Raw genomic sequence first — 14,810 nt, 5'->3', positions numbered from 1 at the left:
TTGGATGAACCCGGTTTAGCCTCGGGATCGTTAATCATCAGTTAACCAAAGTGACCGTAGGGTTTTTTTGACGCAAACTGGCGCGGGCCCATTGAATGCATCTGGTTCATGTTGTGACGCGCCTGTTGCAGGCCGGATCCGAAGAGAACACGATCGCCACCTGCTTGTGGCAGGCGCGGGCTAGGCACCGCGTGACGTTGCTTTACGGACGTGACTTTGATCCGGTCTGGAAGCACAGACCACTGCCGGGTGTCACGCTTGTTTGCGTACCGGATATGGTACATCCGATCAGCCCGGTTCAGGATGCCCGTGCCATTTTCGCATTGCGCCGACTCTATGCGCATTTGCAACCTGATGTCATTCACACCCATCAAAGCAAGGCTGGTATTCTTGGCCGGATTGCTGCGCGGGCGGTTCCAAAAGCGCGCGTGGTGCACGGCATTCATATCGTGCCTTTCCAAGATGCGAACTGGTTCAAGCGAAAGGCCTTTGTAATGGCCGAACGGATCGCAGCGCGAAATACCGATCTGTTTATCGCCGTGTCACAAAACACCGCTCAGCAATATGTTTCGGCAGGAATCTGCGAAAACAAATCCGCGCATTGCGTCTATTCGGGCATGGCACTGAACGCATTTCAAAACCCGAGCATCCCAGCGGACTGGCGCGAAATCTTGGGGCAGAAAAACCGTCCACCCGTTGTTTTGATGATGGCCGCGTTCGAGAAACGCAAACAGCATATCGCTTTTCTCAACGCCTTTCGCATCGTGTTAGAGCGCTCGCCGAATGCGAAATTGTTGCTGGCGGGGGCTGGCCCGCTGGAAGGTGCAGTGCGCAGCGCTGTCGTTGATTTAGGATTGTCGGACAGCGTTGTTTTCTGCGGGCACCGCCCTGATCCACATGCGCTTTTCGCCTTGGCAGATGTCAGTGTTCTGACCTCTCTGCGGGAAGGTTTGCCGCGGGTTGCGGTACAATCTGTTGCTGCGAACTGTCCGATCGTCATCAGCGCCTTGCCCGGGATCGAGGAAATCGTGAAGCATGACGTGAACGGGTTGATTACACCGGCATCCGATGTTGTGGCTGCGGCACAGGCCGTTTCACGGATATTGACCAATGCGCAGTTGCGGCACCACCTGCAAGACGGTGCACGCGCCACGGATGTCAGCCACTGGGATATGGACAGGTTGGGTGAACGCACAACGGCGCTTTATGGCCTTACGCAATGACACCGGTGTTCGTGAACGCGCGATTTCTGACACAACCGCTTTCCGGTGTTCAACGCTACGCCCTTGAAATCTGCCGGGCGCTTGACGGGCTTGCCGCGCAACGGTCCGTCGGACCCATCGTTGCGCTTTATCCCGCCCGACAGAAAGTGGTTGATCCCGGATGGCAGAATATCGAACTGAGGCGCGTGCAGGGCGGGCGCGGTCATTTCTGGGAACAGACCGCGTTGTGGCAGGCCAGCCGCACCGGGCGGCTGATCAGTCTTTGCAATTCGGGCCCCTTGCGGCATGACAACCAGATTGTGGCGCTGCAGATGCCAATATTTACGCCATTCCCGGCGCATTTTCACATTCATACCGGATTTTTCACAGCTGGATGCGGCCCCGTTTGGCACGGCGGGCCCGTCGATTGATCACGGTCAGCGCGTTTTCCGCCCAGGAACTGGCGCGCTATTGCGGCCTGTCTGCAACTGATTTCAGGGTCATTCCCAACAGCGCGGATCATCTGGCAGGCACTGCACCCGATCTGGCCCGTCTCCATCGGTTCAACCTGAAACCCGATCAGTACCTGCTGGCCGTGGGCAATCAAAGCCCGAACAAGAACATTGCGCGTTTGATTGCGGCCCATGCCCAATGCCCCGACGCCCCTGTTTTGGTCATTGCCGGGGGCGGGGCAAACGGATTGACACATGCGGACATCAAGGTCAATGACCGCATCCGCAATCTGGGACGGATACCGGACAATGATCTTGTCGCTTTGTATAAAGGCGCAAAAGGGTTCGTGTGGCCGTCCCTCTACGAAGGTTTCGGTATCCCGCCCCTTGAAGCGATGGCACTGGGCACGCCCGTTCTGTCATCATCCAGCAGCGCGATGCCAGACGTGTTGGGCGACGCTGCAATGTATTTTGATCCGTCCGACACAAATGACATTTTGCGGTGTTTGCGCGCGTTTCAAAACCTTGATCCCGTCAAACTGGACCAGATAACGGCATCCGGCTGTGCACAGGCGCGGCGCTATTCATGGATGGACAGTGCCAACACCCTGCTGGACATCGTGGAAGAGATGCCGATACCGGCATCATCTGCCCGTGCCCAAAAATTGATCAGCTTCCGGTCATCTTCAGAACACTGAATGCCGTTTGCCCGATCAATGCCAGATCGCGGCGCAGGCTCAGGTCTTCTACGTAGGACCGGTCCAGCGCGACGCGGTTCACATAACAGCCCGTGGTTCGCCCGTGGATTTGCCATGCCCCTGTCACCCCTGGCCGCACGGAAAGATAGGCCGCTTTGTGGGGTCCATACATGCCCAGTTCCGGCGCGGTTACAGGGCGCGGCCCCACGAATGACATATCCCCCCGCAAAACGTTCCAGATTTGGGGCAATTCATCCAAACCTGTGCGGCGCAGAAACAGGCCGACCGATGTGATCCGCGGATCATCTGTTAACTTGAACCGCATTTCCCATTCACGCGCCGCATGTATGTTCGCTGCTAGATACGATTTCAGTACGGTTTCCGCATCCGGCACCATCGATCGTATTTTCAGACAGTTGAACCGCGCTCCGTTTCGCCCGATCCGTTCGTGCGCAAAGAACACAGGGCCACCATCCATCCGGATCAGCGCACTCAGGACAAGGATAACCGGAGCGAGAACCGGCAAAAGCAGCAGCGCCAGTACAATATCAAAAAGCCGCTTTCCCGCACGCCCATAGAGATGGGCCGATGCTGTGCGTTCGGTGGCTTCAGGCCGCAGGTATCCGCCGGCGAAAGTGTGAATGTCGCGCATGGTAAAAATCCAGAATTCGGTGATTTGGCAATCACGGTTACTGGCAGATTAACGGTGCGCAGGGTTAATGAAGCGTAAATGGAAGAGCTAAAAATTTCGTTAATACTTATTAATAACAGTGGGATAGATCGAATGATCTACGCAGAACGGGCATCCGGATTTGCGATGACGGGTAGGAGGGTGTTTTCGTGTTTGTTGTATTTCTACCCCAGAATTAGCTAAATTCGTCAACAACCATGGGTTGTTAACCATTTGGCCGAATCGCCCATGTTAAGGCTTTGCCGTTGTGTCAACGAAAGGCCGCCCTTTATCGCAATGCCGTGCCTCATACCCCGATATGTTCTGGTTCTGGCCGGTGTTTTCGTCTTGCCTGCGTCCGGTTCAAACGCGCAGCAGATGTCACTTTTCGGGACGCCCGGATTGATTGACATGCCAACTGCGCGGACCGCGCAGGATGGGATCATAGGGATAGGTACCGCACAATTTCGCAACACTGGCCGCAATACACTGACGTTTCAGATCACGCCCCGTATTCAGGGGGCGTTTCACTATTCCACGCTGAACGGCTATGATGCCGATGGCGGTACACGATACGATCGCAGCTTTGACATTCACATGCTACTGGCCGAGGAAACCGACGCGCGCCCCGCCATTGCGCTTGGGCTGCGTGATTTTGGCGGAACCGGAATTTACAGCGGTGAATATGTTGTCGCGACCAAGGAAATCAGTCACGGGATCAGCCTGACCGGCGGGATCGGATGGGGACGGTTGGCGACCCGCAACAGTTTCGGATCGCCGTTTGCCTTCATCTCGGACAGCTTCAAAACGCGCCCAAAGCAGGGCAGCGGCGGTGGTGTACAAACCGGGCAGCCGGATTTTGACAGCTGGTTTCGCGGGGATGCCGCGTTCTTCGGAGGCATCCACTGGCAGGCAACGGACCAATGGTCCTTCGCGGCAGAGTATTCAAGCGATGCCTATCTGGACGAAGCGGCAAAAGGGGTGACACAGCAGGAAAGCCCATTCAACCTGAGCGCCCAGTACAAATGGGGCAATGGCGTTACGCTGGGCGCCTATTATTTATACGGAACTGAAGCGGGCGTTTCGCTCAGCTACACACTCGACCCGGCTTTGCCCCCAATCCCCGGTGGCATCGGGCCCGCCCCGCCCGCGATACTGCCACAACACCACGTTGCCGCAGCAAGCTGGAACATGCCCGAAGCCAAGACTGGGCCGCGCGAACACCTGACCCGCATTCTGGCGCAGGACGGTCTGATCCTGCACCGGTTTCACGTAGATGCCAAAACCGCCCGGATCGCGGTTGCAAACACACGCTTTGACGCCGGGGCACAAGCCATCAGCCGCACAGCGCGGGCAATGGCGAACACGCTTCCGCCCCACATCGCCATATTCGAAATCACCCTGATCACCCAAGGCATTGAAGTGACTAAAATCACGATTGACCGGACCAATCTGGGCGCATTGGAATTTTCACCCGATGCCGCGTGGCAATCTTATGCACGCAGCCGGATCAAAGATGCGTTCGGCGCAGATCAGGGCGATCCCGTTCCTGATCTTTACCCGATTTTTGACGCAGGATTGGGCGGGTATCTGGAAGTCGCCTTTTTTGATCCAGACAACCCTGTCCGCATCGAATTCGGGATCGAGGCCGAAGCGGAATACAGCCCAGCGCCGGGGTGGTTTTTGTCAGGCCGTATCCGACAACCGGTTGCCGGAAACCTTGATAACGCAACAAGGGTGTCCAATTCGGAATTGCCCCCTGTGCGATCAGACGTTTTTCGCTATGCGCAAGAATCCGACCTCAGGCTGTCCTATCTGACCGGCGAACATTTTTCCCGCCCGGCCAAGGATGTTTTTGCGCGTATGACGGTCGGGTATCTTGAACCGATGTTTGGTGGTGTTTCCGGTGAAATCCTGTGGAATCCGGTAAACAGCGCTTTTGCCTATGGCGCAGAAATCAATTACGCCGTGCAGCGCGATTTTGATATGCAATTCGGCTTTCAGGATTATGGCGTCGTCACCGGGCATGCATCAACTTATTATGATTTCGGAAACGGATTTCTGGGCCAATTGGACGTGGGCCGCTATCTGGCCAAGGATTGGGGCGCCACGTTCACGCTGGACCGTGAATTCAAGAACGGTTTCAAGCTGGGCGGTTTCGTTACGCTGACCGATGTGCCGTTCGACACCTTCGGCGAAGGATCGTTCGACAAAGGCATACGGCTGGAAATTCCGGTGTCGTGGCTGACCGGGCGGCCGTCAAAAGACACTGTCTCGCAAACCATTCGCCCTGTGTATCGCGATGGCGGTGCGCGGCTGGATGTGCGCAACCGCCTTTATGATGTGACGCGCGACTTACGACAACCGGCTCTTGCAAATCAGTGCGGGCGGTTCTGGCGATGATCGGGCGGATGGTACTTGTACTCTTTCATGTTTTCATGCTGACGGCGTGCACGCCCGGCCAATATGTTTTGGTTGACGCCATGCTGCCCGGCGACCAATCCGTCGCGCCGCCATCGCCACGTTTTTCGCAATTGGTCCGCGATGATGCACCTGCCCTTCAGGTAGGGATTGAAGCGTTGGACGTGGCCGGGGTGATGCGCCGCGATGCCATACGGGACGGATTTGAAACCTGGATCAGCCAGGACAGTGCAACCGTAACGCTGGCCCAGGGGATGCTGGTCGCAACACGCGGCTTTGGTGGCGATTTGATGGGATCGGATGTGTCGATGTCTGCCGCACTTGTTAAAGATGTTCGCGCCGGGCAGGCCACGCGATTTCACAGTTTTCTGGGTGGGAACGATCAGGTCGAAACGCGCAGCTATATTTGCACCGTTTCGTCGCGCGGGTGGCGCAGTTTGCGCATCGGCGATGCCGCATTTGACACCCGTCTGATGCAAGAGGACTGCGGCAATCCGGATCAAACCTTCATCAACCTTTATTGGGTCGATCCCGCGTCCGGTGACATTGTGCAATCCCGTCAATGGGCCGGTTCCTTTATCGGGCCGCTGGCGTTGCGGATGGTTCCAAAATGAGTCTGGAGAATTGAAAATGCGAAATTCGATAGTGTTTGGCGTGCTCCTCGCGCTTGGCGGATGTGGGGCGATCTACAAAAGCCCTTCGATATCCACACAGACGGCTTCGCAAACCCCTGTGCGTGTCCTGGCCATTTCGGGGGAAAACCTGTTGCTGGCGAATTCATCACCCTACAGGCCCAAAACCCTGCCTGCGGTTTTCAGCCAGACGGCCGGCACCGGCTCGGGCTTTGCAGGGGTGCAGACATATCCCCAGGGTGCGATAAGTGCTCAACCGCGGCCCGGTTCGATCGAAACACGTTTGCCGCCACAGGTGAAACACAGCCCCTACCGGTTCGGAATTGGCGATGTCGTTGTTGTGGCGACGCAAGGCGGATTTCTGTCAGAGGGTGGCGCATCGGATCCCGGTGTAATGCAAAATATCCGGCGCGGGCATACCGTTCAGGATGACGGCGCGGTTGCGATCCCCAATGTGGGCCGCGTCAGAATTGCGCATATGACCGTGGATCAGGCCGAAGCGACGCTGTTTCAGGCGTTTGTGGGAAACCAGATTGACCCGACATTCAGTCTTGAGGTTGCAGAGTTCAATGCGCACCGCGTTTCCATCGGCGGGGCCGTCGCCAATCCGGCAATCGCGGCGATCAAACTGACGCCCCTCTATCTGGACGAGGTCATTGCCGCCGCAGGCGGTATCACTGCAAGCGATCAGGATCACGCTTCGGTGCGGCTCTACCGCGACGGAAGCCTGTACCAGATTCCGTTGCAGCGCCTTTATTCCGATCCCAAATTGATGAAAACGCCACTGCTGGCAAATGATTCCATTTTTGTTGATACCGAATACGATCTGGCCAGAGCGCAGGCTTACTTTGAACAGCAGATATTGCTGGATGATGCGCGCCGCCAGTCCCGAGAACTTGCTGTACAGGAATTGCTGACGGAAGTGTCTTTGCGCAGGGCCAATCTGGAAGAGGCGCGATCAAATTTTCAGGTGCGCAGTGATTTCGGCGCAAATGATCAGGATCACGTTTATCTGACGGGCGAAGTGAAATCCCAGATGCGGTTTACACTGCCTTACGAACAACGCGCATCGCTGGCGGATGCGCTTTATGGCGCCGGCGACGGCGTTCTTGTCCGGACCGGCGATATCTCCGAAATCTATGTGTTGCGCGCATCGCCCGACCCGCGCGAATTCGGCGCGGTCACAGCCTGGCATCTGGATGCCCGAAATGCGGCCAATCTTACACTGGCAACGCGGTTCGAATTGCGCCCCGACGATATCATCTTTGTCGCCGAACAGCCGGTTACCCGCTGGAACAGGGTGATCCAGCAAATCACGCCATCGCTGCTGACCACTTCCATGGTGGCGGCCATCAACTAAGGTTTTCGCCCGGTCCTGAGCAGTTTAATCAAACCGACCGTATTTCGCGGGGCCGGGTCAATTTCCTGTTAGTTCTTGTCTGTTGTGCTGTCCGGGCGTCGTGGGGGCGCGGGCATTCGGCGTGCGTTTTAACGCCGGTCAATGGTGAGGTGATGTATGATGGGCAATGGGTGCGCCGGCACAACGCGCTGCGTGCGCAAATTTGGCCAGTGGATGCGGTGTTTCGCAGCCTGCCTTTTGTGTCTTGTCGGTCCGTCGTTTACGGGATCGGGACTGATCCGGGCGCAAGAGATTTCGGCGCGAGAGACGGTTGTCATCGGCAATGACCGAGGCGGGAAAATCCGGACCAAACTGGCCAAGCTGGCTGTGATCCGTGCCAACGGTCAAAAAATCGAACTGCGGGGGCGGGTCTGTTATTCAACCTGCACATTGTATCTGGGTCTGCCGCAGACCTGCGTATTGCCGGACACCAGTTTCGGGTTTCACGGGCCTTCGAATTACGGGGTTCGCCTGCGTCCGGAGGCGTTTGAATACTGGTCCCATCTGATTGCGGCGCATTATCCGGAACCATTGCGCGGATGGTACCTGAAAACCGGGCGGGCGCGGATCAATACCTACTACCGGATATCCGGAACAGAACTGATCCGCATGGGGCTGGCGCAATGCGCACCAACCCCGAAACAGTCTTAGGTTGATATCAAAGCCGCTCGATCGCCAGCGCGATGCCTTGCCCGCCACCAATGCACATCGTGATCAGCGCCCTTTTCCCGCCGATACGTTCCAGTTCGTACAGCGCCTTGATCGTGATGATCGCTCCGGTTGCGCCAACCGGATGGCCCAGCGCGATCGCGCCACCGTTGGGGTTTACCTTGGCTGGGTCCAGACCCAAGCCCTTGTTCACGGCACAGGCCTGAGCAGCGAACGCTTCGTTGCTTTCGATCACATCGAAATCCGCAACCGACAATCCTGTGCGCGCCAGCAGGTTTTCCACAGCAGGCACCGGCCCGATCCCCATCACCTCGGGGCGAACACCGGCGTGGGCATAGCCCAAAACGCGTGCTTTGGGTTTCAGACCTGCCTTGGCTGCCGCATCGGCTGTGGCCAGTACAATTGCTGCCGCGCCGTCATTGATACCGGATGCGTTGCCCGCCGTGACAGTCCCGTCTTTCTGGAACACGGTGCGCAATCCGGCCAGTGCGTCAGCGGTTGTGGCTTTGGGGTGCTCGTCAACTTCGAACGGCACGGTATCGCGTTTTACGCGTACTTCGACCGGCGTGATTTGCGATTTGAAATATCCGTTCTGCAATGCATTGGCCGCCCGGTTCTGGCTTTCCAAGGCAAAGGCATCCTGTGCGGCACGCGAAATATCATGTTCGGCGGCCACATTTTCGGCCGTCACACCCATGTGGCCGGTGCCGAACGGGCAGTTCAGCGCGCCCAGCATCATATCCAGCGTTCGGATATCCCCCATTTTCGCGCCCCAGCGCTGATCCGGGATGATGAACGGAGAACGCGACATGTTTTCCGCCCCGCCCGCCAGCGCAAATTCCGCATCCCCCAACATCAGGGATTGCACCGCCGACACGATCGCTTGCGCGCCGGACCCGCAAAGGCGGTTCACGTTCATCGCCGGGGTTGTGTCCGGAATTCCGGCCTGCATTGCGGCGACCCGCGACAGATACATGTCACGTGGTTCAGTATTGATCACATGGCCAAAAACGACATGGCCGATCTGGCCACCTTCGACACCGGACCGGCTCATCGCCGCTTTGGCCGCCGCGGCGCCAAGATCAATTGGGGGCGTTCCGGCCAACGCACCGCCAAAAGTGCCGATTGCAGTGCGGGCGCCGTCAAGAATTACGATATCGGTCATTTCGGGATTCCTTTGAAAGTTTTCAAAGCCAATAATAAGCAACGCAAGCCGGATGTCAGCCCAAAGATGCCAACTGAGCATTTTGCCACATTCGACCCACATCAGGCGACGTTGACAGCGCGGGTGGAACCGGCCAAGTTTCCGCCATGACGGAGAAAAGCGACGCTATCTTGACGAAACTGCCCGCCCGCCTGAAAGAAGCGCGGCGCGCACAAGGCCTTTCGCTGGACGCGGTGGCCAAACTGTCCGGCGTGTCGCGATCCATGGTCAGCCAGATCGAACGGGGCGAAAGCAGCCCGACCATCGCAACATTATGGAACCTGACACGCGCATTGCAGGTCGATTTCGCGGGCCTTCTGGATGCGAATCCCCTAAGCGACCAAATTGAAATCTTGCGTGCGGACCAGGTGCCTACGATCGACAATATGGGCGAAGGATGCCGTATTCTGATCCTGTCCCCACCCGATCAGGCTGGCCGGAATGAGGTTTACGAACTTCGCCTGGCACCCGGCGGCGTTCTGGACAGCCAACCGCACACGCGCGGTGCGCGCGAACATATTTCGGTGATCGAAGGGTATATCGTGGTGACATCCGGGGACGCCACCGAAGAACTGGGCGCTGGCGATACCGCCTATTACGCGGCAGATGTTGTCCACCGGATCACCGCGCCGACCGGTCCGGCCCGTGCGTTTTTGTTGGTCCAGAACGCCTGATTCCGGTATTACGGATTTTTTCCGTGATACTGTATTCTTTCGTTTGGGAATCGGTTCCGTCATGTTAGGATGACCGAAAGGAGCCTTTCATGACCGATGCCTTTCTTTCCCATATCCGCGACAGCCTGACCCAGATTGAAACTGACGGCATGACCAAGCGCGAGCGTTTGATCACGTCCCCTCAAGGTGGAAAGATCGCGGTTGGCGGGCGGCAGGTCATCAATCTTTGCGCCAACAACTATCTTGGGCTTGCCGATCATCCTGACCTGATCAAGACGGCGAAATCCACGATGGATACAAAAGGGTTCGGGATGGCCAGCGTACGGTTCATCTGCGGCACGCAGGATATCCATCGCGATCTGGAACAGGCACTGGCCAGATTTCTGAACAAGGATGACACGATCCTGTTTGCAGCATGTTTTGATGCCAATGGCGGTTTGTTCGAACCGCTTTTGGGTCCGGAGGACGCGGTTGTTTCCGACAGCCTGAACCACGCGTCGATCATTGACGGTATCCGGCTGTGCAAGGCAAAACGCTATCGGTACCGGAACAACGATATGGCAGATCTGGGGGCGCAGCTTGAAAAGGCGCGCGCAGATGGTGCGCGCCACATCATGATTGCAACCGACGGTGTGTTTTCCATGGATGGAACACTGGCCAATCTGCCGGAAATCACCACAATTGCAAAGAAATCCGGCGCACTGGTCATGGTGGATGATTGCCACGCAACAGGGTTCATGGGCCCGCGCGGGGCAGGAACGCCTGATCACTTCGGTCTGGATGTCGATATTCTGACAGGCACTTTGGGCAAGGCGCTGGGCGGGTCTATCGGCGGTTACATCGCAGGCCCGCAGCCTGTGATTGATCTGCTGCGCCAACGGGCGCGGCCCTATCTGTTTTCCAATTCGTTGCCGCCCGCAATTGTAGCCGCAGCGATTGAGGCGATTCACCTGGTGCAAGACGGGGCAGATTTGCGCCGGCAATTGTTCGAAAACACAGCCTATTGGCGCGCCGGGCTGGAACGGCTGGGGTTTGATCTGTTGCCCGGGCAGCACCCGATCGTGCCAGTGATGCTGGGTGAAGCAAGGTTGGCACAGGACATGGCTGCGCGATTGTTCGACGAAGGCGTCTATGTTTCCGGGTTCTTTTTTCCAGTGGTCCCGCGCGGTCAGGCGCGGATCAGAACGCAGATGAATGCGGCTCTGACTCGGGCGGATCTGGATCATGCGCTGACAGCATTCGAAGTTGCCGGCAAGGCGGTGGGGGTTCTGACATGAGCAACGAAATGAAAGCGCTGGTCAAAGCGCACCCGCGTGAAGGACTGTGGATGCAGCGTGCGCCAGTTCCCGAGATCGGACCGGATGATGTTCTGATCCGCATCAAGAAAACCGGGATTTGCGGCACTGATATCCACATCTGGAACTGGGATGAATGGGCCCGGAAAACCGTACCTGTTCCACTGATCACCGGCCACGAATTCGCTGGTGAGATCGTCGAACTGGGTCGTGATGTGGAAGGGTTGGACATCGGGCAACGGTGCAGCGGGGAAGGCCATCTGATCGGCAAAAACTCTCGTCAAAGTCGCGCTGGCAAGTTTCATCTTGATCCGCAAACACGCGGAATCGGGGTGAATGAACAGGGGGCGTTTGCCGAATACCTGCGCCTGCCCGCATTCAATGTCGTGCCCTTGCCCGATGAGATTTCCGACGATATCGGCGCTATTCTGGATCCGTTGGGCAATGCGGTTCACACCGCGCTCAGCTTTGATCTGGTGGGCGAGGATGTGTTGGTGACCGGGGCAGGCCCGATCGGGATCATGGCCGCGGCAGTGGCCCGCCATGTGGGTGCGCGCCATGTGGTCATTACAGACGTCAATCAGGATCGGCTGGATCTGGCCGCGCGGGTTGCCGATGTTGTGACAGTCAACGTGGCGACACAGGAACTGGCCGAAACAGTGTCGAAACTGAAGATGCGCGAAGGGTTTGACGTGGGTCTGGAAATGTCCGGCAACCAGCGCGCGCTGGATCAGATGGTCGAAGCGCTGGTGATGGGCGGGCGCATTGCGTTACTGGGCATTCCGCCCGGCAAATCACCTGTGGATTGGTCACGCATCGTGTTCAAGGCCATCACCATCAAGGGCGTCTACGGGCGCGAGATTTTCGAAACGTGGTACAAGATGATCGCAATGCTGCAAAACGGACTGGACGTTTCAGCCGTTATCACACACCGGTTTGGGGTTGATGATTTCGAACAGGGCTTTGCCGCGATGAAATCGGGCCAAAGTGGCAAGGTTGTTCTGGACTGGACCTAGACAGGTTGTGCGCGACAGTCACGGCCCAAACGCAATACGACCCTTTGGTGTCAGCAACCAGCAATCCCGCCCCTCGAACACCGCAGTGGTAAGGGGCCGCCCAAAGCCCGCGCCACTGTCAAGATTGACCCTGTTGCCATAGTGCTGCGGCGCATCCAGCGCGGTGTGGCCATGCACGATCAGATATCCGTGGTCCCGCGGATCGCTTAAAAACGGCTCTCTTATCCAGATCAGATCGTCTTCGACCTGATCGGCCAATGGCACGCCGGGGCGAATTCCGGCGTGAACAAACAGCAGCTTGTCGTGGGTGTGGGTCAGATCAAGATCGTTCAGAAAATCAAGATGCGATTGGGGAACGGCTGACAAAGCGGCGGTATGTGTATTGCTGACCGATGCGCCATCCTTTGCGTAAACGCCATAAGACAGCATTGTCTTGTCACCCCCCAGGATCGGGTTGAACCACATCAAGTCAGGCCGGGTCCGGCTGTCATGCACATTCTTGTCGCTCATGAACCGCAGCAGATAGCGATCGTGGTTGCCCTTGAGGGCCCTCCAGTTGCGGCCCTGTGCGTAGCCTTCGATCAGCGTCTGCACGACGGCACAACTGTCCGGCCCGCGATCAATATAGTCCCCCAGAAACACCACCTTGGCATCAGGCCCGCCATCGGATTCGATCAAAGCCAGCGCGGCCTTCAACATGTCGATCTGGCCGTGGATATCGCCGATGGCGTAAACTGGTTTTGTCATTCCGGCGCTCCTTTGGGGTGTTGGATGTTCCATAAAACAAATAACGCCGCCCCGACAGGGCGACGTTTTGGGTTTCGGCGGTTAAACTAAGTCAGGCAACGTCAAACTCCAGTGGTTTGACCTGAGTGAATTTTCCTGTGTCCGACAGCTTCTTGAGGATCGGGGCAGGCACAGCGGCATCCACATAAAGCAATGCAATCGCCTCGCCGCCCGCTGCCGATCGACCCAGGGTAAAATTGGCGATGTTCACGCCGTTTTCACCCATGGTTTGCCCCAAAAGACCGATAATTCCGGGAACGTCTTCATTCGTGGTGTAAAGCATATGCGATCCGATTTCGGCGTCGATATTGATGCCCTTGATCTGGATAAAGCGCGGCTTTCCATCGCTGAACACAGTGCCCGCGATTGATCTTTCGCGTTTTTCAGTGACGACCGTCACTTTGATATAGCCATCGAAACTGCCGGATTTGTCCTGATTGGTGGTACTGATCTGAATACCGCGATCTTTCGCAATCACAGGCGCGCTGACCATGTTCACATCCGGGTTTACCTTTTTCATAATGCCCGCAATCACCGAACAGTTCAGCGCCTCCAGGTTCATCGCCGCGACCGATCCGTCGTAAAGGATGTTGATCGCCTTGATCGGTTCGTCTGTCATCTGGCCGATAAAGGCACCAAGATGCGCGGCCAGTTTCACCCATGGCCCCATCACTTTGGCCTCTTCCGCAGTCACGGACGGCATGTTCAGCGCGTTGGTTACTGCGCCGGTCAGCAAATAGTCGGACATTTGTTCCGCCACCTGCAATGCAACGTTTTCCTGCGCTTCGGTGGTTGCGGCCCCAAGATGCGGTGTGCAAACGACATTGGGCAGATTGAATAACGGGTTTTCAATCGCAGGTTCGGTTTTGAACACATCAAACGCCGCGCCGGCAACGTGGCCCGATTTCAGTGCATCTGCCAGCGCTGCTTCGTCCACCAATCCGCCACGGGCACAATTGATGATACGCACTCCCTTTTTCATCTTCGCAATAGCCTCGGCAGACAGGATATTTGCGGTCTGATCGGTAAAGGGAACGTGCAGGGTGATGAAATCAGCGCGCTTCAGCAGATCATCCAGTTCCACCTTTTCAACGCCCATCTTGTCGGCTTTTTCCTGACTTAGGAACGGATCATAGGCGACAACCTTCATTTTAAGACCGCGCGCGCGATCACAGACGATACCGCCGATGTTGCCCGCGCCGATCACACCCAGCGTTTTGCCTGTCAACTCTACGCCCATGAATTTGGATTTCTCCCATTTGCCCGCGTGGGTCGATGCGCTGGCCTCGGGAATCTGGCGCGCGACGGCAAACATCATTGCAATTGCGTGTTCGGCCGTTGTGATCATGTTGCCGAAAGGTGTGTTCATGACGATCACACCCTTTTTCGAAGCAGCCTCGCGATCGACATTGTCCACGCCGATCCCGGCGCGTCCTATGACCTTCAGGTTGGTCGCTGCGTCCAGTATTTTTTGGGTCACTTTTGTAGCGGACCGGATCGCAAGCCCGTCATACTGGCCGATCATCGCCTCAAGCTTTTCCTTGTCCTTGCCCAGATCAGGCATGAAATCCACTTCGATGCCCCGGTCACGGAAAATTTGTACGGCGGCGTCTGACAGCTTGTCAGAAATAAGAACTTTGGGGGCCATTTCGGCGCTCCTTGATGATATTAATTGTGGGAACGGGGGGCGCA

The 14,810-nt window shown here is 57.0% G+C and carries 14 protein-coding genes; 10 read left to right on the top strand and 4 right to left on the bottom strand.

The window, feature by feature from the left end; genetic code table 11:
• Window positions 1-95: 95 nt before the first annotated feature.
• Genes C1J05_RS21115 through C1J05_RS21105 form a run of 3 tightly spaced genes read left to right on the top strand, consistent with a single transcriptional unit; the run spans window position 96 to window position 2,352 of the window.
• Window positions 96-1,223, top strand: coding sequence for a glycosyltransferase (locus C1J05_RS21115; protein ID WP_114871990.1), 1,128 nt, complete (start codon window positions 96-98; stop codon window positions 1,221-1,223).
• Complete coding sequence (locus C1J05_RS21110) at window positions 1,220-1,633, top strand: hypothetical protein (RefSeq protein WP_114871989.1); 414 nt, start codon at window positions 1,220-1,222, stop codon at window positions 1,631-1,633. The genes C1J05_RS21115 and C1J05_RS21110 overlap by 4 nt, the downstream gene beginning before the upstream one ends.
• Window positions 1,597-2,352 carry a glycosyltransferase family 4 protein gene (locus tag C1J05_RS21105; protein ID WP_114871988.1) on the top strand — a complete coding sequence of 252 codons (756 nt, stop codon included), beginning with the start codon at window positions 1,597-1,599 and terminating at the stop codon, window positions 2,350-2,352. Before C1J05_RS21110 ends, C1J05_RS21105 begins: the two co-directional genes overlap by 37 nt.
• Here the strand turns inward: C1J05_RS21105 and C1J05_RS21100 are convergent.
• Window positions 2,324-3,004: a sugar transferase gene (locus tag C1J05_RS21100; protein ID WP_114871987.1), complete on the bottom strand. Its 681-nt coding sequence runs from the start codon at window positions 3,002-3,004 to the stop codon at window positions 2,324-2,326. The two genes, C1J05_RS21105 and C1J05_RS21100, sit on opposite strands and share 29 nt — an antisense overlap.
• A gap of 429 nt (window positions 3,005-3,433) precedes the next feature.
• Here C1J05_RS21100 and C1J05_RS21095 point away from each other — a divergent pair, with 429 nt between their 5' ends.
• The 4 genes from C1J05_RS21095 (at window position 3,434) to C1J05_RS21080 (ending at window position 8,125) form a co-directional block, all read left to right on the top strand.
• Complete coding sequence (locus C1J05_RS21095) at window positions 3,434-5,425, top strand: YjbH domain-containing protein (protein ID WP_254684671.1); 1,992 nt, start codon at window positions 3,434-3,436, stop codon at window positions 5,423-5,425.
• Window positions 5,426-5,433: 8 nt separating this feature from the next.
• Complete coding sequence (locus C1J05_RS21090; protein ID WP_162798176.1) at window positions 5,434-6,057, top strand: YjbF family lipoprotein; 624 nt, start codon at window positions 5,434-5,436, stop codon at window positions 6,055-6,057.
• A 16-nt stretch (window positions 6,058-6,073) separates the two neighbouring features.
• Window positions 6,074-7,435 (top strand): polysaccharide biosynthesis/export family protein, encoded by a 1,362-nt coding sequence (locus C1J05_RS21085; protein ID WP_205389010.1) that lies wholly within the window; start codon window positions 6,074-6,076, stop codon window positions 7,433-7,435.
• A gap of 156 nt (window positions 7,436-7,591) precedes the next feature.
• Complete coding sequence (locus C1J05_RS21080) at window positions 7,592-8,125, top strand: hypothetical protein (RefSeq protein WP_114871985.1); 534 nt, start codon at window positions 7,592-7,594, stop codon at window positions 8,123-8,125.
• A gap of 7 nt (window positions 8,126-8,132) precedes the next feature.
• Here the strand turns inward: C1J05_RS21080 and C1J05_RS21075 are convergent, their stop codons facing one another.
• Window positions 8,133-9,308, bottom strand: coding sequence for an acetyl-CoA C-acyltransferase family protein (locus C1J05_RS21075; RefSeq protein WP_114872504.1), 1,176 nt, complete (start codon window positions 9,306-9,308; stop codon window positions 8,133-8,135).
• A 146-nt stretch (window positions 9,309-9,454) separates the two neighbouring features.
• On the opposite strand from C1J05_RS21075, the gene C1J05_RS21070 reads away from it, so the two are divergent.
• From C1J05_RS21070 to tdh, 3 genes are all read left to right on the top strand, one after another.
• Window positions 9,455-10,021, top strand: a complete 567-nt coding sequence (locus C1J05_RS21070) for a helix-turn-helix domain-containing protein (RefSeq protein WP_114871984.1) — start codon at window positions 9,455-9,457, stop codon at window positions 10,019-10,021.
• 89 nt (window positions 10,022-10,110) lie between these two features.
• Entirely contained in the window at window positions 10,111-11,298 is a 1,188-nt protein-coding gene (locus tag C1J05_RS21065; RefSeq protein WP_114871983.1) for a glycine C-acetyltransferase, read from the top strand.
• The gene (tdh, locus tag C1J05_RS21060) at window positions 11,295-12,332 is read left to right on the top strand and encodes an L-threonine 3-dehydrogenase (protein WP_114871982.1); all 1,038 of its coding nucleotides are present in this window, start codon (window positions 11,295-11,297) and stop codon (window positions 12,330-12,332) included. The genes C1J05_RS21065 and tdh overlap by 4 nt, the downstream gene beginning before the upstream one ends.
• A gap of 18 nt (window positions 12,333-12,350) precedes the next feature.
• On the opposite strand, the gene C1J05_RS21055 is transcribed toward tdh, so the two are convergent.
• Window positions 12,351-13,079: a metallophosphoesterase family protein gene (locus C1J05_RS21055; protein ID WP_114871981.1), complete on the bottom strand. Its 729-nt coding sequence runs from the start codon at window positions 13,077-13,079 to the stop codon at window positions 12,351-12,353.
• 91 nt (window positions 13,080-13,170) lie between these two features.
• The gene (gene serA, locus C1J05_RS21050; protein WP_114871980.1) at window positions 13,171-14,766 is read right to left on the bottom strand and encodes a phosphoglycerate dehydrogenase; all 1,596 of its coding nucleotides are present in this window, start codon (window positions 14,764-14,766) and stop codon (window positions 13,171-13,173) included.
• Window positions 14,767-14,810 lie beyond the last annotated feature (44 nt).

Source organism: Sulfitobacter sp. JL08, assembly GCF_003352045.1.
Taxonomy (GTDB): domain Bacteria; phylum Pseudomonadota; class Alphaproteobacteria; order Rhodobacterales; family Rhodobacteraceae; genus JL08.
Note: the sequence above shows the minus strand (reverse complement) of the source record. Positions and strands in the feature narration are given on the sequence as shown.